20 protein-coding genes and 1 pseudogene are annotated in these 20,940 nt (G+C 72.6%); 10 read left to right on the top strand and 11 right to left on the bottom strand.

The features are described 5' to 3' along the window. Positions 1–39: 39 nt before the first annotated feature. Positions 40–891: a GDSL-type esterase/lipase family protein gene (locus tag ACIBD9_RS11730; RefSeq protein ID WP_396716807.1), complete on the top strand. Its 852-nt coding sequence runs from the start codon at positions 40–42 to the stop codon at positions 889–891. A gap of 37 nt (positions 892–928) precedes the next feature. On the opposite strand, the gene ACIBD9_RS11725 is transcribed toward ACIBD9_RS11730, so the two are convergent. The 3 genes from ACIBD9_RS11725 to ACIBD9_RS11715 form a co-directional block, all read right to left on the bottom strand. Next, positions 929–1,684 carry an EcsC family protein gene (locus ACIBD9_RS11725; RefSeq protein WP_396716805.1) on the bottom strand — a complete coding sequence of 252 codons (756 nt, stop codon included), beginning with the start codon at positions 1,682–1,684 and terminating at the stop codon, positions 929–931. A gap of 49 nt (positions 1,685–1,733) precedes the next feature. Further along, positions 1,734–1,880: a hypothetical protein gene (locus ACIBD9_RS11720; protein WP_167457721.1), complete on the bottom strand. Its 147-nt coding sequence runs from the start codon at positions 1,878–1,880 to the stop codon at positions 1,734–1,736. Positions 1,881–1,986: 106 nt separating this feature from the next. Next, positions 1,987–2,844 carry a peptidase M23 gene (locus ACIBD9_RS11715; protein WP_396716803.1) on the bottom strand — a complete coding sequence of 286 codons (858 nt, stop codon included), beginning with the start codon at positions 2,842–2,844 and terminating at the stop codon, positions 1,987–1,989. A 420-nt stretch (positions 2,845–3,264) separates the two neighbouring features. Between ACIBD9_RS11715 and ACIBD9_RS11710 the strand changes: the two genes are divergently transcribed. From ACIBD9_RS11710 to ACIBD9_RS11695, 4 genes are all read left to right on the top strand, one after another. Further along, complete coding sequence (locus tag ACIBD9_RS11710) at positions 3,265–4,185, top strand: proteasome assembly chaperone family protein (RefSeq protein WP_396716801.1); 921 nt, start codon at positions 3,265–3,267, stop codon at positions 4,183–4,185. Between the two features lie 37 nt (positions 4,186–4,222). Next, positions 4,223–5,020, top strand: coding sequence for an exodeoxyribonuclease III (locus tag ACIBD9_RS11705; protein WP_396716799.1), 798 nt, complete (start codon positions 4,223–4,225; stop codon positions 5,018–5,020). A gap of 59 nt (positions 5,021–5,079) precedes the next feature. Further along, the gene (locus tag ACIBD9_RS11700) at positions 5,080–5,397 is read left to right on the top strand and encodes an antibiotic biosynthesis monooxygenase (protein ID WP_124854512.1); all 318 of its coding nucleotides are present in this window, start codon (positions 5,080–5,082) and stop codon (positions 5,395–5,397) included. Between the two features lie 363 nt (positions 5,398–5,760). Then, positions 5,761–6,636 (top strand): alpha/beta fold hydrolase, encoded by an 876-nt coding sequence (locus ACIBD9_RS11695; protein WP_396716797.1) that lies wholly within the window; start codon positions 5,761–5,763, stop codon positions 6,634–6,636. A gap of 17 nt (positions 6,637–6,653) precedes the next feature. Here ACIBD9_RS11695 and ACIBD9_RS11690 read toward each other — a convergent pair whose 3' ends face one another. Together ACIBD9_RS11690 and ACIBD9_RS11685 are read right to left on the bottom strand one after the other, a co-directional pair. After that, entirely contained in the window at positions 6,654–7,319 is a 666-nt protein-coding gene (locus ACIBD9_RS11690; RefSeq protein ID WP_396717173.1) for a class F sortase, read from the bottom strand. A 205-nt stretch (positions 7,320–7,524) separates the two neighbouring features. Then, entirely contained in the window at positions 7,525–8,172 is a 648-nt protein-coding gene (locus ACIBD9_RS11685; RefSeq protein WP_396717171.1) for a hypothetical protein, read from the bottom strand. Positions 8,173–8,302: 130 nt separating this feature from the next. On the opposite strand from ACIBD9_RS11685, the gene trmB reads away from it, so the two are divergent. The 4 genes from trmB to ACIBD9_RS11665 all read left to right on the top strand — a co-directional run bounded on the left by trmB (position 8,303) and on the right by ACIBD9_RS11665 (position 13,576). Further along, positions 8,303–9,010 carry a tRNA (guanosine(46)-N7)-methyltransferase TrmB gene (trmB, locus tag ACIBD9_RS11680; protein ID WP_396716795.1) on the top strand — a complete coding sequence of 236 codons (708 nt, stop codon included), beginning with the start codon at positions 8,303–8,305 and terminating at the stop codon, positions 9,008–9,010. A gap of 112 nt (positions 9,011–9,122) precedes the next feature. Beyond that, on the top strand, positions 9,123–11,636 hold the full coding sequence (locus ACIBD9_RS11675; RefSeq protein ID WP_396716793.1) for a DEAD/DEAH box helicase: 2,514 nt from the start codon (positions 9,123–9,125) through the stop codon (positions 11,634–11,636). Between the two features lie 142 nt (positions 11,637–11,778). Next, complete coding sequence (locus ACIBD9_RS11670; protein ID WP_396716791.1) at positions 11,779–12,423, top strand: hypothetical protein; 645 nt, start codon at positions 11,779–11,781, stop codon at positions 12,421–12,423. A 250-nt stretch (positions 12,424–12,673) separates the two neighbouring features. Continuing rightward, the gene (locus ACIBD9_RS11665; RefSeq protein WP_396716789.1) at positions 12,674–13,576 is read left to right on the top strand and encodes an endonuclease domain-containing protein; all 903 of its coding nucleotides are present in this window, start codon (positions 12,674–12,676) and stop codon (positions 13,574–13,576) included. A gap of 203 nt (positions 13,577–13,779) precedes the next feature. Here ACIBD9_RS11665 and ACIBD9_RS11660 read toward each other — a convergent pair whose 3' ends face one another. From ACIBD9_RS11660 to ACIBD9_RS11640, 5 genes and pseudogenes are all read right to left on the bottom strand, one after another. Continuing rightward, positions 13,780–14,727 (bottom strand): ABC transporter substrate-binding protein, encoded by a 948-nt coding sequence (locus tag ACIBD9_RS11660; RefSeq protein WP_396716787.1) that lies wholly within the window; start codon positions 14,725–14,727, stop codon positions 13,780–13,782. Between the two features lie 203 nt (positions 14,728–14,930). Then, positions 14,931–15,734: pseudogene (locus tag ACIBD9_RS11655) on the bottom strand (ABC transporter ATP-binding protein); the annotation flags it as partial. 19 nt (positions 15,735–15,753) lie between these two features. After that, a complete protein-coding gene (locus ACIBD9_RS11650; RefSeq protein ID WP_396716785.1) occupies positions 15,754–16,827 on the bottom strand; it encodes a FecCD family ABC transporter permease in 1,074 nt (357 codons plus the stop codon). 113 nt (positions 16,828–16,940) lie between these two features. Then, on the bottom strand, positions 16,941–17,987 hold the full coding sequence (locus ACIBD9_RS11645) for a FecCD family ABC transporter permease (protein ID WP_396716783.1): 1,047 nt from the start codon (positions 17,985–17,987) through the stop codon (positions 16,941–16,943). A gap of 60 nt (positions 17,988–18,047) precedes the next feature. Beyond that, complete coding sequence (locus ACIBD9_RS11640) at positions 18,048–20,033, bottom strand: multicopper oxidase family protein (RefSeq protein WP_396716781.1); 1,986 nt, start codon at positions 20,031–20,033, stop codon at positions 18,048–18,050. A 117-nt stretch (positions 20,034–20,150) separates the two neighbouring features. Between ACIBD9_RS11640 and ACIBD9_RS11635 the strand changes: the two genes are divergently transcribed. After that, complete coding sequence (locus ACIBD9_RS11635; protein ID WP_396716779.1) at positions 20,151–20,510, top strand: YciI family protein; 360 nt, start codon at positions 20,151–20,153, stop codon at positions 20,508–20,510. A 12-nt stretch (positions 20,511–20,522) separates the two neighbouring features. Here ACIBD9_RS11635 and ACIBD9_RS11630 read toward each other — a convergent pair whose 3' ends face one another. Then, positions 20,523–20,915 carry a cytidine deaminase gene (locus tag ACIBD9_RS11630; protein WP_396716777.1) on the bottom strand — a complete coding sequence of 131 codons (393 nt, stop codon included), beginning with the start codon at positions 20,913–20,915 and terminating at the stop codon, positions 20,523–20,525. Between the last annotated feature and the right edge of the window lie 25 nt (positions 20,916–20,940).

Genomic DNA, 20,940 nt, shown 5'->3' with positions numbered 1-20,940 from the left:
ACCGCGCTGTCGCTCTGTGCTGCGGGAACGGGAGACGTCATGCCTCGACGCTGGGTCGCCGCCCTGGCCTGTCTCGCGGCGCTGGTCGCGCTGGCCTGTGAGGGCGGCAACTCCGCGACACCCCGCCCCACCACGAGCGCCCCGCCGTCGAGCGGGCCCGGCGGCATCGCCGCCCTCGGCGACTCGATCAGCACCGGCTTCGCCTCCTGCCTGGTGCTCACCTCCTGCGAGCGCAACTCCTGGTCGACCGGGGACGGGCTACGGGTGCAGAGCCACTACCGGCGGCTGCTCGAACAGAACGCGGCGATCCGCGACCGGACGTACAACCATGCCCGTCCCGGCGCCCGCGCGGACGCCCTGGAGGGTCAGGCCCAAGCGGCGGTACGCGACCGCGCCGACTACGTCACCGTGCTGATCGGCGCCAACGACGTCTGCCGGGGCGGGGTGGACGCGATGACGCCGGTGGCGCGGTTCCGGGCCGACGTCGACCGGGGGCTGCGGGTCCTGCGGACCGGCCGGCCGAAGGCCCGGGTGCTGGTGGTGAGCATCCCCGACCTGTACCGGCTCTGGGAGGTCGGGCACGACGACGCCCGGGCGACCCGCGCGTGGCGACGGGGCATCTGCCCGGCCCTGCTGGCCGAGGCGACCTCGACCGCGCCCGCCGACCGGGCGCGCCGGGCCGCCGTCCGGGACCGGATCGACGCGTACAACGCCGAGTTGAAGGCGGCCTGCCGGGCGTACGGATCACGGTGCCGGCACGACGGCGGCGCGTTGCACAAGGTCCGGTTCACCCTGGACCTGCTCAACCCGCTGGACTGGTTCCACCCCAACGCCACCGGCCAGGGCCGCATCGCCGAGGTGACCTGGCGCTCCTCCGGCCTGGCCAACTGACTACCAGGCCTGGCCAACTGACGACCCGGGCGGGCCGTCAGGGCTGGCGTGGCTCCGGGACGGCGGTGCCGCGGGAGCGGTAGAGGGCCCGGGACCGCTGGGCGAGGTCCTTTGTCGCCGACGAGTTGGCCCAGGTGCCGAGCACGATGGCCGCACCGGGGACGATCTTGGCGACCATCCGCTTCGCGGCCCGGACGCCGGCCATCTGGGCCAGCCGGACGCCGAGTTGCAGCATGACCCGACCGAGCGGGCGCTGGCCGCCCAGGCCGAAGAGCGCGTCGGCGCGTTCCCGGCCGGCAGCCACCCCGAGCGCCAGCCGGGCGCTCTCGGCGACCTTGTGCACCCGCTGGAGGACCAGCAGGTCGGTGGCCCGGTCACTGTGCAGGGGGTCGACGTCGTACGCGGCGGCGATGTGCAGCACCATCCGCGCCTGAGTCCAGGCCAGCACGCCCACGTCGATCACGGCGCCGGGCAGCCCGGCAGCGCCGGAGACCGCGCCGGAGAGCCGGGCCAGGTTGACGAACTTGCGGGCCGCCTGGTCGGCCAGGACGTCGGCGGAGACCCCGGGCTGCTCGGCGCGGGCCCGGCCGGCCCACTGCACGGCCTCCGGTCCGAGGCGGCGCACCGCCTCCAGAGCGAGGTGCTCCGGCGCGTACTGCGGGTCGTCCCGCATCCGGTCCCAGAGCCGGGCCGGCGGACCCTCGGGGGCGTCCACCGGCCCGGCCGGCAGGTCGGCGGACGGCTGCGGAGTAGGGGCGGCGGGCTGGCCGCCAGCAGGCGGGGTGTCGGTCACCAGGTCTCCCCAGGGGTGGGAACGGTGGACAGGGCGGCCGATGGAGCGGTCAGCGGCGGCGGTTGGACAGCCGGGCCGCCAACCCCTTCAGCTTCTGCTGGTTGCCCGGCTTGGCCATCTCTCGACGACCTCGCTCGACCAACTGCTGCCCCTTCGGCGATCTCAGGAACGTGGTGATCCGCTGCATCAGTGACATGGCGTCCTCCTGTCGGTGATCCCGTACTCATGTGTACCCCGAACCCGCAACACATGTACCCGGGATGCGACAGCCTCAACCCTGACCGTCCACAGTGGGCGGTAGGTTACCGCCCCGCCGGCACGATGGCGTCAACGACCCGGGTGGCCCGCCACTCGTGCTGCTGGTAGTGCTCGGGGTACGCGGAGACCTGCACCGCCTGAGCGGCGTCGGTGAGCCGCATCCGCTGCCAGCCGGGCACCTGCTCCAGCGCGCTGAGGAACTGCCGGGTGGCGAACTCGGGGTCCATCAGCCGCCCCACCGGGCCCCAGCCGCTGCTGGAACGCTGCTGGAACAACCCGACCGAGTCGTGGTCCCAGCCGACGCCCTGGTGCGGGTAGTCCTGCGACTCGGGCAGCACGCCGCTGGCCACGTTGTAGAGGTTGCTCTCCTGCATGGCGGTGGCCACCGCGATCACCAGACCTCGGCGCGGCACCCCCATCTTGCGGCCGGCGCGGACGATCGCCTCGGCGTTCTCCATCTGATCCTCGTCCAGCCCGGCGACGGGCGCCGGGTCGGTCGGGCGCGCCGGGGCGACCTTGCGGGCCGGCGCGCTGGTGTCCGGGTCGGCGGAGCTCGCCGCGGCGGACGGGGCTGCGGAGGTGCTCGGGGCGGCCGTGCGGTCGAGGGAACGGGAGGCGCGCTGCTGCTCGGCGCGCTGCGCCAGCTCGGAGCTGGAGAGCGAACCACTCCGGGTCGCCGCGTCGGCGTCCTCGTTCCGAACCTGGACGACGGCGGTCAGACCGAGGCAGCACACCACACCGGTGGCCAGCGCCAGCTGTGCCCGGCGTCGACCGGTCAGGTCCCGGGCGTACGCCCGGAGCCGGCTCGCGGTGGTTGTCCGTTCGGTTGAGGTGCCATCCTCCGTATCGGTAGTGGGGCTGCTCGGGGCGTACGGGTCGTCGAGGGTGCCGTCGTCACGCATCAACCGAGGCTAGGCAGGCGAAAACCCTGATCACGCACGGTGATCACGTGGCGCTCGCCACAGAACCGACCCGTACTGGTGGACGACCTGGGCGGGTCGACCCGCCCGGGGAACGTACCTCGCGTACCGGAGAAAGCCGGCGGCGCACGCGGACCGGCACGGCCCGGGACAGGATCGGACATCTCACCCCCGAGCCTGACATGATCGACAAACTCGGCCTTTGGGCCGAACCGACCCTCGGCCGATCGGCCAGGAGTCTCGGCCTGGTGGCGTAAACAGACGATTAGTCCGGTCACGCCCACCACCCGGCCAACGGATCGCCCGGCGCAGGAATGCACCAGGATGGCGGGTACGTTGCCCGAACGGGTGCCTTCCGTCGCGACGGCACCCCGCACGCACATTTCAGGGAGGTCCGCACCGGTGCTCGACCCACACGAGCTCTACCAGCTCACCGACGATCTGCCCGACCTCGGGCAGCCGGTCCTGATCCAGACCCTCACCGGGTTCGTGGACGCCGGAAACGCCAGCCGACTGGCGCGTGAGCAGCTACTCACCTCGCTGGAGGGTCGGCCGATCGCCACCTTCGACGTCGACCAGCTCTTCGACTACCGATCGCGGCGACCGGTGATGACCTTCGTCGAGGACCACTGGGAGAGCGTCGACGCGCCCAAGCTGGAGCTGCACCTGCTGCAGGACGACGACGAGACCCCGTTCCTGCTGCTCACCGGCCCCGAACCGGACCTGCAGTGGGAGCGTTTCGTGGCCGCCGTGGCCGGGCTCGCCGCCCGGCTGGACGTCCGGCTCACCGTCGGGCTCAACTCGATCCCGATGGCGGTCCCGCACACCCGGCCGACCGGGGTGACCGCCCACGCGACCCGCCCCGAGCTGATCGCCGGCTACGAGCCCTGGCTACAGCGCGTCCAGGTGCCCGGCAGCGTCGGTCACCTGCTGGAGTTCCGCCTCGGCGAGCAGGGCCGCGACGCGCTGGGCTTCGCCGCCCACGTGCCGCACTACGTGGCGCAGACCGAGTACCCGGCCGCCGCCGAGGTGCTGCTCACCTCGGTGTCCCGCAGCACCGGGCTGCTGCTGCCCGGTGACGGGCTGCGCTCGGCCGCGGAGGTGGTCCGGGTGGAGATCGACCGGCAGGTCGCGCAGACCGAGGACGCCGCGGCCCTGGTCCAGGCCCTGGAGGAGCAGTACGACGCGTTCGCCCGAGGTCGGGGCGAGAAGAGCCTGCTCGCCCCGGACGCCGGCCCGCTGCCCACGGCCGACGAGCTCGGCGCCGAACTGGAACGGTTCCTGGCCGAACAGACCCGTCCCGGCGACACCCCGGGCAGCTGACCCGGCGTCGCGGCGGCGGATGCGGCAGGCTGGAGGCATGCGCCTGGCGACCTGGAACGTCAACTCGGTGAAGGCCCGTCTACCCCGGCTGCTGGAGTGGCTGGCCGACACCGGGCCGGACGTCGTCTGCCTGCAGGAGACCAAGTGCCCGGACGGCGCCTTCCCGGTGACCGAGGTGGGCGAGTTGGGCTACACCGTGGCCAGCCACAGCGACGGCCGGTGGAACGGCGTCGCCATCCTGTCCCGGGTCGGGCTGGGCGACGTCCGGGTCGGGTTCGCCGACGAGCCCGGCTTTCCCGAGCCCGAGGCCCGGGCCATCTCCGCAACCTGCGACGGGGTGCGGGTCTGGTCGGTGTACGTGCCCAACGGCCGGACGCCGGACGACCCGCACTACGCGTACAAGCTGGCCTGGTTCGCGGCACTGCGCGACGCGCTGGACACCGAGTTGGCCGGTGGGTTGCCGCTGGCGGTCTGCGGCGACTTCAACGTCGCCCCGACCGATGCCGACGTCTGGGACCCGGCGGTCTTCACCCACTCCACGCACGTCACCCCGGCCGAGCGGGCGGCCCTCGCGGCGCTGCGCAACCTGGGCCTGAGCGACGTCGTGCCCACCCCGATGAAGGGCCCGCACCCCTTCACCTACTGGGACTACCGGGCCGGCATGTTCCACCAGAACAAGGGCATGAGAATCGACCTGGTGTACGCGTCCGCGCCGTTCGCCCGAGCGGTCCGCTCCGCGTACGTGGACCGCGAGGCCCGCAAGGGCAAGGGCCCCTCCGACCACGCGCCGATCGTGGTCGACGCGGACCTGATCCCGGCGGTCGAGGCGTTCTGAGCCCGCTGCGTCGTCCCGGCTGCCGTCCCGGTGCCGCGCTCACTGGCTAGGGTGGGCAGATGGCAGTCGTGAAGATCAACGCAATCGACGTCCCGCCCGGTGGCGGCGCGGAGTTGGAGAAGCGGTTCGCCGCCCGGGCCGGCGCGGTGGAGAACTCCCCCGGTTTCCTCGGCTTCGAACTGCTCCGCCCGGTGGCGGGCGAGACCCGCTACTTCGTCTACACCAAGTGGGAGAGCGAGGAGGCGTTCCAGGCGTGGGCCGCCGGCCCGTCGCGAGCCGCCCACGCCACCGCCCCCGGCGACAAGCCCCGTCCCCCGGTCTCCACCGGTGCCAGCCTGCTGGAGTTCGAGGTGGCGCTGCACGTGCCCCAGCCCTAGCCACCTCCCACCGTCGGGGCGGTTCAGGCGCGTTGGGGCGCGTCGAGGCGGGTGCGGAGCGGCACCCGCCGCCTTGATCGTGCTCGATCCTGGATCTAGTCCCCTCCCTGCGGCGCGAGGCCAGTACATCCTGGTTCGAGCACGACCTTGACCGGGCATTCGGTCATCAGCCGTCCCGCAGCCCACATCTCGAGCCGCTCTTCGTGTGTCGAGAGTGCCGCACCACGGCCGAATCGCACCGGGCCGGATGTCTGCGTTGATAGCGTCGAGGCGGTCCGAGCGGTAGCCGGCCACCAGTCGCCCTACCTGCCATTCCATGCCGTTCGGTCAGGGCGCATCCCAAGGTGCGGGGAGATTCCAGCCATGTTCGACGGCTTCGAAGAGTTCGACATCGACACGCCCGGCGCGACGATCCACGGGCGCCGCGGCGGGAGCGGGCCGCCCGTTCTGCTGCTGCACGGCATCCCCGAGACGCACCTCATGTGGCACCAGGTCGCGCCACGGCTCGCCGAGAACTACACGGTCGTCGCCACCGACCTGCGGGGCTGGGGCGACAGCGGTAAACCGCCAAGCACCGCGGACCACGAGCCGTACAGCATGCGCGCCATCGCCCGCGATCAGATCGCGGTAATGCGGAGTCTGGGTCACGAGCAGTTCCGACTCGTCGGCCACGATCGGGGGGCCCGCTGCGCGTACCGTCTCGCGCTGGACGCACCGGACGCCGTCACCCGGCTGGCCGTGATGGACGTGGTGCCCATCGGCGATGTCTACAACCGCGCCGACAAGACGTTCAGCCTCTCCTACTGGGTCTGGTCCTTCCTGGCGGCACCGGCTCCGGTGCCCGAGCAGTTCATCGACGCGGCGCCGGCGGTGCTCGTCGACTTCATGCTCGACACCTGGCCCGAGGTGAAGGACGCCTTCCCCGCCGAGGTCCGCGCGGCGTACGTCAAGCAGTTCAGCGACCCCGCCACGGTGCACGCGATCTGCGAGGAGTTCCGCGCGGCCGCCACACTCGACTACCAGCAGGACGAGGCGGACCGCGGAAACCGGAAGATCGCCTGCCCGGTGCTGTTTCTCTGGAGCCAACACGGCCAGGTCGCGAAGCTCTACGACGACCCGCTCGCCATCTGGCGCGAGTGGGCTGACGACGTACGCGGCGAGCCGGTCGGAGTCGGGCACTTCATCCCGGAGGAAGCCCCCGACGAGACCACCCGCCAACTCCTGGCGTTCCTGAGCTGACGCCCGGCGGGTCTGTTTCAGGACTTGCGGGAGGACTGGAGGGTGGCGAAGGCGATGACGTTGTCGGCGTAGCCGGTGCGGCCCCCGATGAACTGCCCGCCACAGGTGATCAACCGCAGCCCGGGTGGCCCGTCGTGGCCGTAGATCCGCTCGCCGGGCAACTGGTCCTTCGGGAAGTGCTCGACGGTGTCGACCCGGAACACCACCACCGACTCGTCCGCCCGGGCCACCTCGATCAGGTCGCCGGGGTGCAGCTTGCCGAGGTCGTAGAAGACCGACGGGCCGGTCTTCGTGTCCACGTGCCCGACGATCACCGCCGGGCCAGGCTCACCGGGGGTGGGGCCACGGTCGTACCAACCGGTCTCGTTGTGCCGTTCCAGCGGTGGTACGGCGATCGAGCCGTCCCGCGCCTGCCCGACGGGTGCCACCGGCGCGGCCACCTTGATCGCCGGCACACTGAGCCTCACCGGACGACTGGCCGACAACCCGGCCGACTCACTGCGTGCCGGCCGGTCACCGCCGGTCGGGGCCAGGTCGAACGGGCCGACCGAACGGCCCAGCCCCGCCCCGGTGGCGAAGACCCCGGCCAACACCAACACCACGGCCAACGGTACGGACCAGGGGCTGCGGCCGGAGGGACGACTACGCCGGGGGGCGACGGCGGTCGGCGGACGCGCGGCCACCGACGGGCGGTCGGGATCCGGCGAGCGGTCGGGATCCGGGCGCTGGTGACTTGGCGGGCGCTGGGCATCCGGCGGGCCGTCGGAGCCCGGCCAACCGTCGTCCAGGGACAGCCGAGCGTCATCGGGCGGCGAGGCGGGGCGGCCAGCGAACGGCGGGCGTGAACCGGCCGGCGGCGGCGTGGGGCGGAAGATCGTCATGGCGGGCTCAGCGACGCGTCACGGCTCGGGGGCGGCGCAACGCCATCACGGCGAGGATCAGCCCGGTGATGGTCAGTGCCGCGCCGCCGGGCAGCAGCAGCTTGCCGGTCATCCCGCCGCTGCTCCCACCGAAGCCGGTCGCCGGACCACGGCTGGGCTGGACGGGGATCTTCTTGACCACCTGAAGCATGGTCGAGGCGGTCTCGCCGTCCCGGCACTCCAGCTTGACCCGGTAGTTGCCGGGGCGGGTGCGCTCGCGCACCATCGGAGCGGCGGTGAGCACTCCGCCCTGCGGCTGCACGCCGACCGCCCCGAAGGCGTCGGAGACCACGGTGGCGCCCACCGAGTTGTCCCGACAACTGGCCCGGAGGCCAACCAGATATCCGGGCTGCACCGTGCTGGGGCTCACCTCGACGAAGATGTCCACCACCGGCGTCGGTTGAGGCGCGCCACCGGGCGGCCCTCCCGGCTGCGGCGCGACCGCGACGGCAACAGCCCGCTCGGGCACGACGAGACCGGCGACGGCAGGCTGAGGGGCAGCGAGAGCGACGGCGGCAGGCTGAGGGGCAGCGAGAGCGGGCGCGGCGGCCAGCAGGGGACCGGCGAACACGGTCACCAGCGACAGGCTCACGACGCCGCGGGTCAGTGTCACGATGCCCCCTCTCGACGCCGTGCGGCCGGGTCAGGTAGTGGAGCACCCGACCTGCCGTACCAGTTGGATCCTCTCATTTCCGGTCGCACATCACATCCGATCCGCGGGCGTCGTCGCGTACGCTCGGGTCGCTGTGACCGCCACCGACCATGACCCCGCCGTCCCGCCCGTGAGCCGGACGATCCGCACGTTCCACCCCCGCCGGGGTCGGATGAGCGACCGGCAGACCGACGCGCTGAGCCGGCTCTGGCCCGCGTACGGCCTGGATGTGCCGGACGGACCGGTCGTGCCCGTCGACCTTGCCGACCTGTTCGGTCGCCGGGCTCCCGTGGTGCTGGAGATCGGCTCGGGCATGGGCGACAGCACCGCTGCGATGGCTGCCGCCGACCCGGATCGAGATTATCTGGCGGTCGAGGTGCACACGCCGGGAATCGCCAACCTGCTCGACCTGGTGGAGCGCGGTGGCCTGCGGAATGTGCGGGTCGCGCAGGGCGACGCGTTGTCCCTGGTCAACGGCTTGCCCGAGGGCGTGTTGGACGCCGTACACGTCTTCTTTCCGGACCCGTGGCCGAAGTCCCGCCACCACAAGCGGCGGATCATCCAGCCGGCGCACGTGGCGCTGCTGCGGTCCCGGCTGCGCTCCGGCGGTGTGCTGCACTGCGCGACCGACTGGGCCGAGTACGCCGAGGCGATGCGGGAGACGTTGGAGGCGGACCCGGAGCTGGTGGACGCGTACGGCGGCTTCGCGCCGCGGCCGGCGCACCGACCGGTGACGAAGTTCGAGCGGCGGGCGATCACGGCCGGCCGGCCGGTCGCCGACCTGCTGTACCGCCGACGGTGACCGGCGAAACGCCCGAACCGGAACGCAGCGGCGCGTTCGGGACGTCCGGACGGGGGTCCGGTGCCGGCCGGGTTGGCGTACCGGGGCATGATCCAGGCACCATGGACAGGCTATGACGCTCACCGCCGCGCTGCCGACAAGCGCCGACCCCGACACCCTCTTCGACGCGTTCGCCAGCTGGGCGAAGGAGCGCGGCCTCGACCTCTACCCCCATCAGGAAGAGGCGGTCATCGAGATCGTCTCCGGCGCCAACCTGATCATGAACACGCCCACCGGCTCGGGCAAGAGCCTGGTGGCGATCGCCGCGCACTTCGCGGCCCTCGCCGACAGCCGGACGACCTTCTACACCGCGCCGATCAAGGCCCTGGTGTCGGAGAAGTTCTTCGCGCTCTGCGAGGTCTTCGGCGCCGAGAACGTCGGCATGCTCACCGGCGACGCCAGCGTCAACGCCGACGCCCCGATCATCTGCTGCACCGCGGAGATCCTGGCGAACCTGGCCCTGCGCGAGGGCACGAAGGCAGACGTCGGCCAGGTGATCATGGACGAGTTCCACTTCTACGCCGAGCCCGACCGGGGCTGGGCGTGGCAGGTGCCGATCATCGAGCTGCCGCAGGCCCAGTTCATCCTGATGTCCGCCACCCTGGGGGACACCACCCGCTTCGTCGACGACCTGACCCGGCGCACCGGGCGGCCGACCGCCGTCGTGCGCACGGCGGAGCGGCCGGTCCCGCTCATCTTCTCGTACGCCATGACGCCGCTGCACGAGACGCTTGAGGAGCTGCTGGAGACCAAGCAGGCCCCGGTGTACGTGGTGCACTTCACCCAGGCCGCCGCACTGGAACGCGCTCAGGCGCTGACCAGCGTCAACGTGTGCACCCGCGCGGAGAAGGACATGATCGCCGAGGCGATCGGTGGTTTCCGGTTCACCGCCGGCTTCGGCAAGACGCTCTCCCGGCTGGTCCGGCACGGCATCGGCGTGCACCACGCCGGCATGCTGCCCAAGTACCGCCGCCTGGTGGAGACCCTCGCCCAGGCCGGCCTGCTCAAGGTCATCTGCGGCACCGACACCCTCGGCGTCGGCATCAACGTGCCGATCCGCACCGTGCTGTTCACCGGCCTGTCCAAGTACGACGGGGTCCGCACCCGGCTGCTCAAGAACCGGGAGTTCCACCAGATCGCCGGGCGGGCCGGCCGGGCCGGCTACGACACCATCGGCCGGGTCGTGGTGCAGGCCCCCGAGCACGTCATCGACAACGAGAAGGCCCTCGCCAAGGCCGGCGACGACCCGAAGAAGCGGCGCAAGGTGGTCCGCAAGAAGCCGCCGGAGGGCTCGATCGGCTGGGGCCAGCCCACCTTCGACCGACTCGTCGACGCCGAGCCGGAGCCGCTGACCTCCAGCTTCCAGGTCAGCCACTCGATGCTGCTCAACGTCATCGGCCGGCCCGGTGACGCGTTCACCGCGATGCGGCACCTGCTCACCGACAACCACGAGGAACCCGCCGCGCAGCGCCGGCACATCCGCCGGGCGATCGCCATCTACCGGGCGTTGCGGGCCGGCGGAGTCGTGGAGGAGCTGCCCGAGCCGGACGAGACCGGCCGGCGGATCCGGCTCACCGTCGACCTCCAGCTCGACTTCGCCCTCAACCAGCCGCTCTCCCCCCTCGCGCTGGCCACCATCGAGCTGCTCGACGCCGAGTCCCCGTCGTACGCGCTCGACGTGCTGAGCGTCATCGAGTCGATCCTCGACGACCCCCGCCAGATCCTCTCCGCGCAGCAGTTCAAGGCGCGCGGCGAGGCGGTCGCCGCCATGAAGGCCGAGGGCATCGAGTACGAGGCGCGCCTCGAACTGCTCGACGAGGTGACCCACCCGAAGCCCCTGGCCGAGCTGCTGGACGCCGCGTACGAGATGTACCGACAGGGGCACCCCTGGGTCGCCGACCACCAGCTCTCCCCCAAGGCCGTCGTCCGCGACATGTACGAGCGGGCCATGACCTTCACCGAGTACGTGCAGTTCTACGGGCTGACCCGCTCGGAGGGTCTCGTCCTGCGCTACCTGGCCGACGCGTACAAGACGCTGCGCCAGACCGTGCCCGAGGACGCCAAGACCGAGGAGCTGATCGACCTCATCGAGTGGTTGGGCGAGCTGGTCCGCCAGGTCGACTCCAGTCTCATCGACGAGTGGGAGCGGCTGCGCAACCCGTCCGACGTGGCCGAGGTGGCCCAGGCGCACGCCGCCCTGACCGATCGGCCACCGGCGGTGACCCGCAACGCGCGGGCGTTCCGGGTGCTGGTGCGCAACGCGCTGTTCCGCCGCGTCGAGCTGGCCGCGCTACGCCGCTGGGACCTGCTCGCCGAGTTGGACGCCGAGGACGGCTGGGACTACGACGCGTGGGCCGACGCCCTGGCGCCGTACTTCGAGGCGTACGACTCGATCGGGGTCGGGCCGGACGCCCGCGGTCCGGCGCTGCTCATGATCGAGCAGGGCCGGGAGCGGTGGACCGTACGGCAGATCTTCGACGACCCGGACGGCGACCACGACTGGGGCATCAGCGCCGAGATCGACCTGGCGGCCTCGGACGAGGTCGGCGCCGCGGTCGTGCGGATCACCGACGTCGGCCAGCTCTAGGGTCCTCCCCGCGAAGGGGGTCGTCCGCCCGCCGGACGGCCCCCTTTGTCGCGTCTTCCGCACCCCCGTTTTCACTGGGCGATGTCAGACCCGTCGATTAGAATGTATGTACTAATCGAGTTCCTGACCTGGGAGGACGCCCGTGACCGCGCCCGCCTCCACGCCCCTCACCCCCTACGCCACACTGCTCGGCTTCACCCGCTACGTCGACCGCACCGGCCCCACCAAGGCGACCTTCGTCGGGGGGCTGCGCAAGCAGCGCGCCAGCCGGTCCGGCTTCAACCCGCACGGCCAGTTCGTCAAGGCGCTCAAGGCCGACATCGCCTTCCACACCGGCGGCACCCACCTGGCCGGGGTGGCCGACATCGTCAAGCCACGGTGGCGCCCGCTCTACCAGGCGCTCGTCCCCGGCGCCACGAGCTGGCTGCACTCCCTCGGCGAGCCGGCCGCCGTCGATCTCGCCCAGACCCGCGACGCCCTGGCCATGCTGGGCGACCTGCCCGTCAAGATCAATCCCCATTTCGGGGTACGCCACGCCGACGGCCACGCCGAAGCGGTCCGCCTGCACTTCGACGAGGCCCCACCGAGCGAGGAGTCGGTGCTCGCCACCCTGCACCTGATGGCCCGACACATGGACGCGGTGCTCCCGCACGCCGAGCCGGTCCTGGTCGACGTCCGCCGCGGCCAGGCCCACCGCATGCCCGCCGACGCCAAGCCCGACCAGATCGAACGATGGCTCTCCGGCGAGGCCGCCGCCTTCCGCGCCATCTGGTCCACCGCCGCCTAACTCCACCCCACCCACCCTCAACCCCACCCCACCCCACCCTCAACGTCACCACGCGCTCCACGCCCTTCGCGCGCCCGCTCGGCAAGATCGCGCTCGATCCAGGATGTAGTGGCCTCCGCTTCTCGGGAGGCCACTACATCCATGTTCGGGCGCGATCATGGGGACAACGGCGCGCATCGGCACCGGTGCGGTGACGGCGGTTATCCACAGGGGCAGCGGAACGCGAAGGGGTTCGGCCAGCCTGAGGCCCATGCCGAAAGTTCCTCGCCGGCCGCCGCAGTTGCGGGGTCGGGTCTTCCGTGGCTCGACCGCCGTCTCGCGAGGCCTACTGACCCGCAACGACCTCCGCAGCTCGGCGTGGCGACCGCTCTTCCGCGACGTCTACGCGGATGCCCGGGTCACAGTCACCCACACCATCAGATGCGCCGCCGTCCGACGCTGGCTGGTCCCGCCCGATGCCGCCATCGCAGGGCGCGCTGCCGCCGGCCTGTACGGCTGTGCAAAGCCGATCGCGACCGAGCCGGTCGACGTCCTCGTTCCCGCCACCACCCGGATCGGCCCGACCGCCGGCATACGGGTCCACCGCGCAGCCATCGACCCCGGCGACACCGTGGACCGGGCCGGGGTCACGGTGACCAGCCCGGCGCGTACCTGCTGGGACGTGGCCCGTTGGCTCGACGTGGTCGAGGCCGTGGTCGTCATTGACGCCATGCTGGCCAGCCGGCTGACGACCGTGCCGGCCCTGCGCGAGTACGCGCTGAGCCGGGCCGGTCGACGCGGCTGGCGGTCGCTGCTACGCGCGGTCGACCTGGCCGACGCGGGCGCGGAATCCCCTCAGGAGTCCCGCACCCGGGTCCGGCTGGTGCTCGCCGGCCTGCCGAGGCCGGAGACGCAGTGGGTCGTGGCCGAGCAGGGCCGGTTCGTGGCCCGGCTGGACCTGGCCTGGCCGCAGTTCAAGGTCGCGGTGGAGTACGACGGGCTCTGGCACGACGACCCCGAGCAGTTCCATCGGGACCGCCAACGCCTCAACCAACTGCTCGGCGGCGACTGGATCGTGCTGCACGTGACCGCCAAGCGCCTCCGGGACGACTTCGACGGGTTCCTCGCCGAGGTCCGAGTCGCCCTACGGGCACGCTCGCGCTCCCCCCGGTGACGATGATCGCGCTCGAACATGGAAGTAGTGGCCTCCCTCGACGGGGAGGCCACTACTTCCTGGATCGAGCACGATCATGAGGGGGTGCGCGGGGCGCGCGGCCTTGCGCGAGTGCGCAGGGTGCGTGTCCCCGGGCGGATGCGCGGACGTGCGCGGGGGCGCGCAGACGTTCGCGGACGTGCGCGGGTGTGCCTGGGGGTTGGTCAGGCGGCGGGGAGGTACTTGGTCAGGTCGTCGAGGATCTTGTTGGCGGCGCCGACGCCGATGCCGGTCATCCAGACCTCGTCGGAGACGGGGTACGCCTTGCCGGCCTTGACCGCGTTGAGGCCCTTCCAGAGCGTCCCGCCGGCGACCTTGGTCTGCTCGGCGGCGGCCTTGTCGCCGTACGCGGTCACGAAGATGACGTCACCGTCGACCTCGTTGATCCGCTCGGGGCTGACCAGGTCGAAGCGCTTGTCCTCCTTGTTGGCGAGCAACTGCCGCTCGGGGCGGCCCAGGCCGGTGTCGCCGATGACGATGCCGGAGAACGAGTCCGGGCCGTACACCCGGATGTTGCCGGGCAGGAAGCGCACGATGGAGACCTTGCGCGCGGCGGCGTCGCCGAGCGTCGCGCCGAAGTCCTTGGCCCGCTTCTCGTACGTGGCGAGCAGGTCCTTGGCCTGCTGCTCGCGGCCGAGTGCCTTGCCGTCGAGGAGGAGGTTGTCCTTCCAGGTGATGCCCACCTTGTCGGTGAACACGGTCGGCGCGATGGCGGCCAGTTCGTCGTAGAACTTCTCCTGGCGGAACTTGCTGCCGAGGATGAGGTCCGGCTTCAGCGCGTTGATCGCCTCCAGGTCGGGCTCGGTGAGCACCCCGACCTCCTTGATGCCGGCGAGCTTGTCCGCGCCGAAGTAGGTCGGCCAGCTCTTCGCCTCACCGGCGGTGGCGGCGCCGACGGGCGTGATGCCCAGCGAGAGCGCCGTGTCGATCTTGTCGGTGTCGAGTACGACGACGCGCTTGGGCTCGGCCGGGACCTTGGTGGTGCCCATGGCGTGGGTGATCTCCCGGGTCTCCCCGGTGGTGGTACCGGCGACCGGGTCGCTCTCACCGCAGGCGGTGAGTCCGACGCCGAGGGCGGCGGCCGCGGCGAGAGCGGCGACGAGACGACGCATCAGAGTCCTTTCGAGGGGTGCGAGCCGGCGAGCGGGTTGGCCGCGTCGCCGGTGGCGGGTCGGGCGTCCGGTACGGACGCCGTCGAGGCAGTGGGTTCTCCGGCAGCAGCGGACGCATCGCCCGGGCCACCATCGCCACCCGGCGAAGCGACCGCGCCGCCAGACGCGGCAGCGGAAGCCGAAGCCACGGCGGGAACGGCAGCCGTAGCGGGAACGGCAGCCGGAGCGTTGCCGCCGGTGTACGCGGGCACCACCAGCGGTGCGCCGGTCACCGGGCAGGGCACGACCACGCAGGCCAGCCCGAAGACGTCGCGGACCAGGTCGGCGGTGAGGATCTCCCGGGGCGGTCCGGCGGCGACCACGGCGCCGGCGCGCATGGCGACCAGGTGGTCGGCGTAGCGGGCGGCCTGGTTCAGGTCGTGCAGCACGGCGACCACGGTGCGGCCCCGCTCGGAGCGCAGTCGGTGCAGGAGGTCCAGCACCTCCACCTGGTGGGCCAGGTCGAGGAAGGTGGTCGGCTCGTCCAGCAGCAGGGCGTCGGTGTCCTGGGCGAGGGTCATGGCGATCCACACCCGTTGCCGCTGGCCGCCGGAGAGGCTGTCCACCGGCCGGTCGGCCAGGTCGGTGACGTCGGCGAGGGCCATCGCCTGGTCCACCGCCGCGCCGTCCTCCGTCGACCACTGCCGCCACCACCGCTGGTAGGGCTGTCGGCCGCGTCCGACCAGGTCTGCCACCGTGACGCCCTCGGGCACCAGCGGGCTCTGCGGCAGGACGCCGAGGCGCCGGGCGACCTCCCGGGTCGGCAGGTCGCGGATGGCGGTGCCGTCCAGCAGCACCGTGCCTCGGCGGGGGGTGAGCAGCCGGGCCATCGTGCGCAGCAGGGTGGACTTGCCGCACGCGTTGGGTCCGACGATCACGGTGAACGCGTCGGTGGGCAGGTCGAGGTCGAGCCCGTCGAGCACGGTCCGCTCGTCGTAGCCGGCGACCAGGTCGCGGGTGGAGAGCATCACACGACTCCTTGAGGCGTCACGACGACCGCCGCCGGCCACGCAGCAGCAGGAAGATCAGGTACGGGCCGCCGATCGCGGCGGTCAGCACACCGGCGGGTAGTTGGGTGGGTGCGAACAGCCGCCGACCGGCCAGGTCGGCCAGCACCAGCAGGAGGGCGCCGAGCAGCGCCGCGCAGACCAGCGGTGGTCGTTCGGCACGTACCAGTCGTCGGGCCACCTGCGGGGCGACCAGCGCCACGAAGTCGACGGCGCCGACCTGGGCGGTGACCATGGCGGCGACGAGTACGCCGGTGCCGGCGAGGCCGATCCGGCGGGCCACCGGGCGCAGCCCGACGCCCCGGGCGGTGTCGTCGTCCAGGGCGCTGCTGTTCAGCGCCCAGCCGGCCCAGGCCAGCACCGGCAGCAGCACCAGCAGCGTGCCGGCGATCCAGGCGGCCTCGGTCCAGCCCTTTCCGGCCAGGGTGCCGATCAGCCAGATCTGCGCGCGCAGCCCGTCGATCGGGTCGGCGGTGAGCATGACCACCTCGGTGAGCGCCCGGAAGCCGAACGCGACCGCCACCCCGGCGAGCACGAACCGCTGCGCGGCCAGCCCGTGCCGGGCGCCGAGCGCGAACAGCAGCACCGCCGCGAGCAGCCCGCCGACCAGCGCGGTGGGCGCCACCAGCACCGCGGCCATTCCGCTGGTCAGGGCCACGGTCGCGGCGAGGCCGGCGCCCTGGGTGATGCCGATGACGTCCGGGCTGGCGAGCGGGTTGCGGGCCACGCTCTGGATCAGGGTGCCGGCCACGCCGAAGGCGGCGCCGGCCACGGCCGCCAGCACGACCCGCGGCAGCCGAAGATCAAAAACCACGAGGTCGTACGGGGTGCCGGCACCGGAGAGGGCACGCAGCACGTCGGCCGGGGCGACGTACGGGGTGCCCAGCGAGAGACTGAGCACGACGGCCAGCAGGAGCAGCACGGTCAGCACGGCGGCCACCAGCACCGCCCGACGGCGGATCAGCAGGCTGACCGGGCCGATCCGCAGCAGCGACCGCCCGGGCAGCCGAGCACCGTCGGCACCAGGCGAGCCGGCGGCCGCGACGGTCGACAAGCCACCGGGGCCAGCCGAGCCGGCAGAGCCAGCCGAGCTCGGCGAGCCAGCCGGGCCCGAGAGGCCGGAAGGGCCGGACGGGTCAGCGGGGCCCAGTGGGCGCCGGGTGGTGGTCACGCGGTCACCACCCGGGCACGGCGGACCAGCACGGCCAGCAGTGGCGCACCGATCAGCGCGGTGACGATGCCGGCCGGGACCTCGCCGGGCGGGGCGACGAGCCGACCGACGATGTCTGCGGCGAGCAGCAGCGCCGGCCCGAGCAGGGCGGAGACGGCGAGGGTCCAGCGGTGGTCCGCGCCGACCAGGGCGCGCGCCAGGTGCGGCACGGCCAGCCCGACGAACGCGACAGGCCCGGCGGCGGCCACCGCGGCACCGGTCAGCAGCACGGCGGCGAGGCCACCACCGAGGCGAACCAGGCCGATCCGGTGGCCGAGACCTCGGGCCACGTCGTCACCGAGGGCCAGCGCGTCCAGCCCTCGGGCCACCAGGGCGGCCAGCACCAACCCGGTGAGGACGAAGGGCAGCACCTGCGCGGCGACCGACAGGTCCCGTCCGGCCAGCCCGCCCACCACCCAGAAGCGGTACTCCTCGAAGGTACGGGCGTCGATGCTGAGCAGCGCGTACACCCCGGAGGCCAGGCTGGCGTCGAGCGCCGCGCCGACCAGCGCGAGGGTGACCGGGCTGGCGCCCTCGCGGGCGCGGGTGGCGATGGCGAAGACCAGCAGGCCGGCGATCAGGGCTCCGGCGATGCCGAACCAGACGTACCCGGCGAGCGTGCCGACGCCGAAGACCGAGATGGCGAGTACCACCCCGAACGACGCGCCCGCGCTGATACCCAGGATGCGCGGCTCGGCGAGGGGGTTGCGGGTGAGCGCCTGGAACAGCACCCCCGCCACGGCGAGCGCGAGCCCGACAGCGAGGCCGAGCGCGGTCCGCGGCATCCGCAGCTCACGGACGATGGTGCTGGCGTCGCCCCCGTCCGGCGCGACGAGCGCGTGCCAGACCTGGTCGAGGCCGAGTTGCCGACTGCCGAGCGCGAAGCTGGCCAGCACGGTGAGCAGCAGCACCAGCGCGGCCCCGACGGTGACGGCCACCCGGCGGCCGGTACGGGTGCCGGTCCGGTTGCGGGCCGGGGTCGGCCGGGTGGCGAGGGTGGTCACGAGTCTCCTGCACGTTCACGCTTAGGTTCGCCTAACCTTAGCCGAGCTGCGGAAAGGGGCCTAACCGGCGTCTGTCGATACCGTCCCGGGTCCTCCCGGCCCACCTGACGAGCCACCGTCCCCGCCCGACGAGCCACCGTCCCCGGCCGCGGCGCCACCGCGCGGCAGCACGTTGAGCGGTCGCATCATCTCGTTGTCCTCGTGCTCCAGCAGGTGGCAGTGCCAGGCGTACCGACCCGGCAGGTCGAAGTGCGCCTTGATCCGGGTCACCTCCCACGGGTACGCGAGCACCGTGTCCATCCATCCCCGCTCCCCCGGGCCGGGCTGCGCCCTCCCCGAGTGCCCCCGGCCGAGCAACTCGAACTGGACCTGGTGCAGGTGGACCGGATGCACGAGCCGGGTGAAGTTGCGCACCTCCCAGACCTCGGTGTCGCCGAGGCTGGGCTGTTCGGTCACCGGGTCGCTCCAGCGCAACGGCCGGCCCCGGCCACGCTCGTCGAGGACGCCGAGCAGCATGGTCATCCCGCCCGACCCGCCGGCCCTGCGCTCGTTGAGCGACAACCGGCGTACCCGCTGGGCCGAGCCGAGTCGAGGGTGTGACGGCAGCCGAAGCTGCTCCGGTGGCACGCTCGGGTCCGCGCCGGCCGCGTCGGTGACCACGAAGCGGAGCACCTGCCCGGTGGTGTGCGGGTCGGCGGGGTCGAAGTCCACCCCGGGACGGCCGCCGCCGTACGCCCAGTCGGGTCCCTCGTTGACGAGGTACAGCTCGGTGCCGGCCGGAACGTCGGTGAAGTCAACGATCGCGTCGACCCGCTGGGCGGGACCGAGGGTCACGCGTTCGTGCGGCACGGGCTCGGGTAGGAGACCGCCGTCGCTGCCGATCTGCCAGACCGGCAACACCGGCCGGGCCGGCCGCGCGGTGGCGTGGGCGGCCACGCTGAGCAGCAGGAACCGGCTGTTGCAGCCGTTGAGCAGCCGGAACCGGTAGCGCCGACGCTGGACCGTCAACGTGGGCCAGGTGCGGCCGTTGACCACGATGGCGGAGCCGGAGAACCCCGACGTCGACAGCGGTGGCACGTCGCCGTGCGACGAGTGCCCCTCCGGGTAGAGCAGGTCGCCGTCGGCGGTGAAGCTGCGGTCCTGGATCAGCAGCGGAATGTCGTGGTACCGGGCGTTCGGCGGATCGTCGCGTTCCGGCGCCGGGCCTGGCAGTACGCCGTCGGGCAGGTCGTCCCCGCCGCCGAGCAGATAGAACCCGGCAGGTCCGGCGTAGACGTTCTCCCGGGTGAGCCCCAGCGTGTGGTCGTGGTACCAGAGGGTGCAGGACCGCTGGTCGTTCGCGTACTCGAAGGTGGCCGAGCCGGGCGCCCAGCGCAGGCCGGAACCCTCGGCGAAGCGGGACCGGAACTCGCGGTACGCGCTGCCGGTCACCGCGAAGTCGGGCGGCAGGTCGCGGGTGACCGGCAGGTACCACGCCTCGGAGTGTCCGTCGCTCTCCTGCGTGCTGTGCCCACCGTGCAGGTGCACCACCTGGGGCACCGGGCCGCGGTACCCCCGGGGGTCGCCGTCCCAGTGACCGTGCCGGTCCCGGCCCGCCGGTCCGCCCGGCGGGTTGGCCCAGTGCAGGGTGGGGTCGACCGGCAGCAGGTGCGGCAGGTGGTCGCCCCGATCGTCGACGAGCTGGTTGACCCAGGTCACCCGGACCGGGCGGCCCACCCGGGCCATGATGGTGGGCGCCGGGTAGCCGAAGCTTCCGGGGTGGGCGGTGGAGCCGTAGCCCCACACGGTGGTGCGCGGCCACGACGGCGGCAGGATCTGCTGGCGGAACTGTCGTACCGCGATCACGTACTCGTCCCGCTCCGGGCCGGTCGCCACCGCCGGCATGGCCGGTGGGATCCGCAGCGGCGTGACGTACTTCGGGATCTCGCCGGCGTCCAGTGGTGCTGCCGCGGCGAGCGCCCGGCCCGACGCCGTGCCGCCGGCCGGGACCAGAATCGCCGCGCCGCCGGCGGCACTGGCCGCGAGCAGTTGTCGTCTGCTGACCATGCCGCACCTCCCAATCGCAGCGAACCCCTATCGAGAATGAGATTCGCAGACGATGACGGGGCGGACAGATGGCAGATGACACCCAGAAGAGGAAGATTCGGGCCATAAAGTGTGGGCATGCGATTCGACCAGCACACGGTCGTCCTGCTGAGCCGGCCGTCGGATCCGCCGGAGCTACCGCAGGACGCGATCGACCGGTTGCGGGACGCACACCTGGCCCACCAGGCGGGCCTCGTGCAGCAGGGGCTGGTACTCGCGGCCGGGCCGTTCCTGCACCCCGACGACGAGCAACTGCGGGGCTTCGTGGTGCTCTCCATCGCCCCGGACGAGGCACGCGCGCTCTTCGCCAACGACCCCGCCGTGCGGGCCGGTCGGCTGGTCGCGCGGGTCACGTCGTGGCTGCTCCCGGAGGGCAACCTGCGCTTCGAGAGCGTGCCGGTGCCGCAGTCGATGCTGGAGGCGGCCTCCGGAGATTGACTCGGGGCCCGGTCAGCCGGCCGGGCCCCTGCCGGCCTCCGCCGGCAACTCCCCGAGCGGAACCACCCGCAGGGCGTCCATCGGGCCGACGATCACCCGCAGTTCCGGGAAGTAGTCCCGCAGCACCTGCTGGCACCGGTCACAGGGCGCGACGACCTCGCGGCCACGGTCGGCGACCGTGACGATCGTCTCCAGCGCGGTGATGCCCTGCGTCGCGGCCGTGCCGATCACGACCAGCTCGGCGCAGGCTCCTCCGGTGGCGTGCTGGACGTTCACGCCGGTGAAGACCCGCCCGTCCGCGGTCCGGGCCGCCGACGCGACCGTGTGGTGCTGGCTGCGGCAGCGCAGCTTGGAGACCGCCACGGCGGCCTGCACCAACGCGCGGTCGGTGTCGCGCATCTCCATCCCGGCTCCCCCAGCGCTCGACGTC

The organism is Micromonospora sp. NPDC050784, assembly GCF_044456765.1.
GTDB classification, from domain to species: Bacteria; Actinomycetota; Actinomycetes; order Mycobacteriales; family Micromonosporaceae; genus Micromonospora; species Micromonospora foliorum.
The sequence above is the reverse complement of the archived record's forward strand: the minus strand, read 5'-3'. Positions and strand labels throughout refer to the sequence as shown.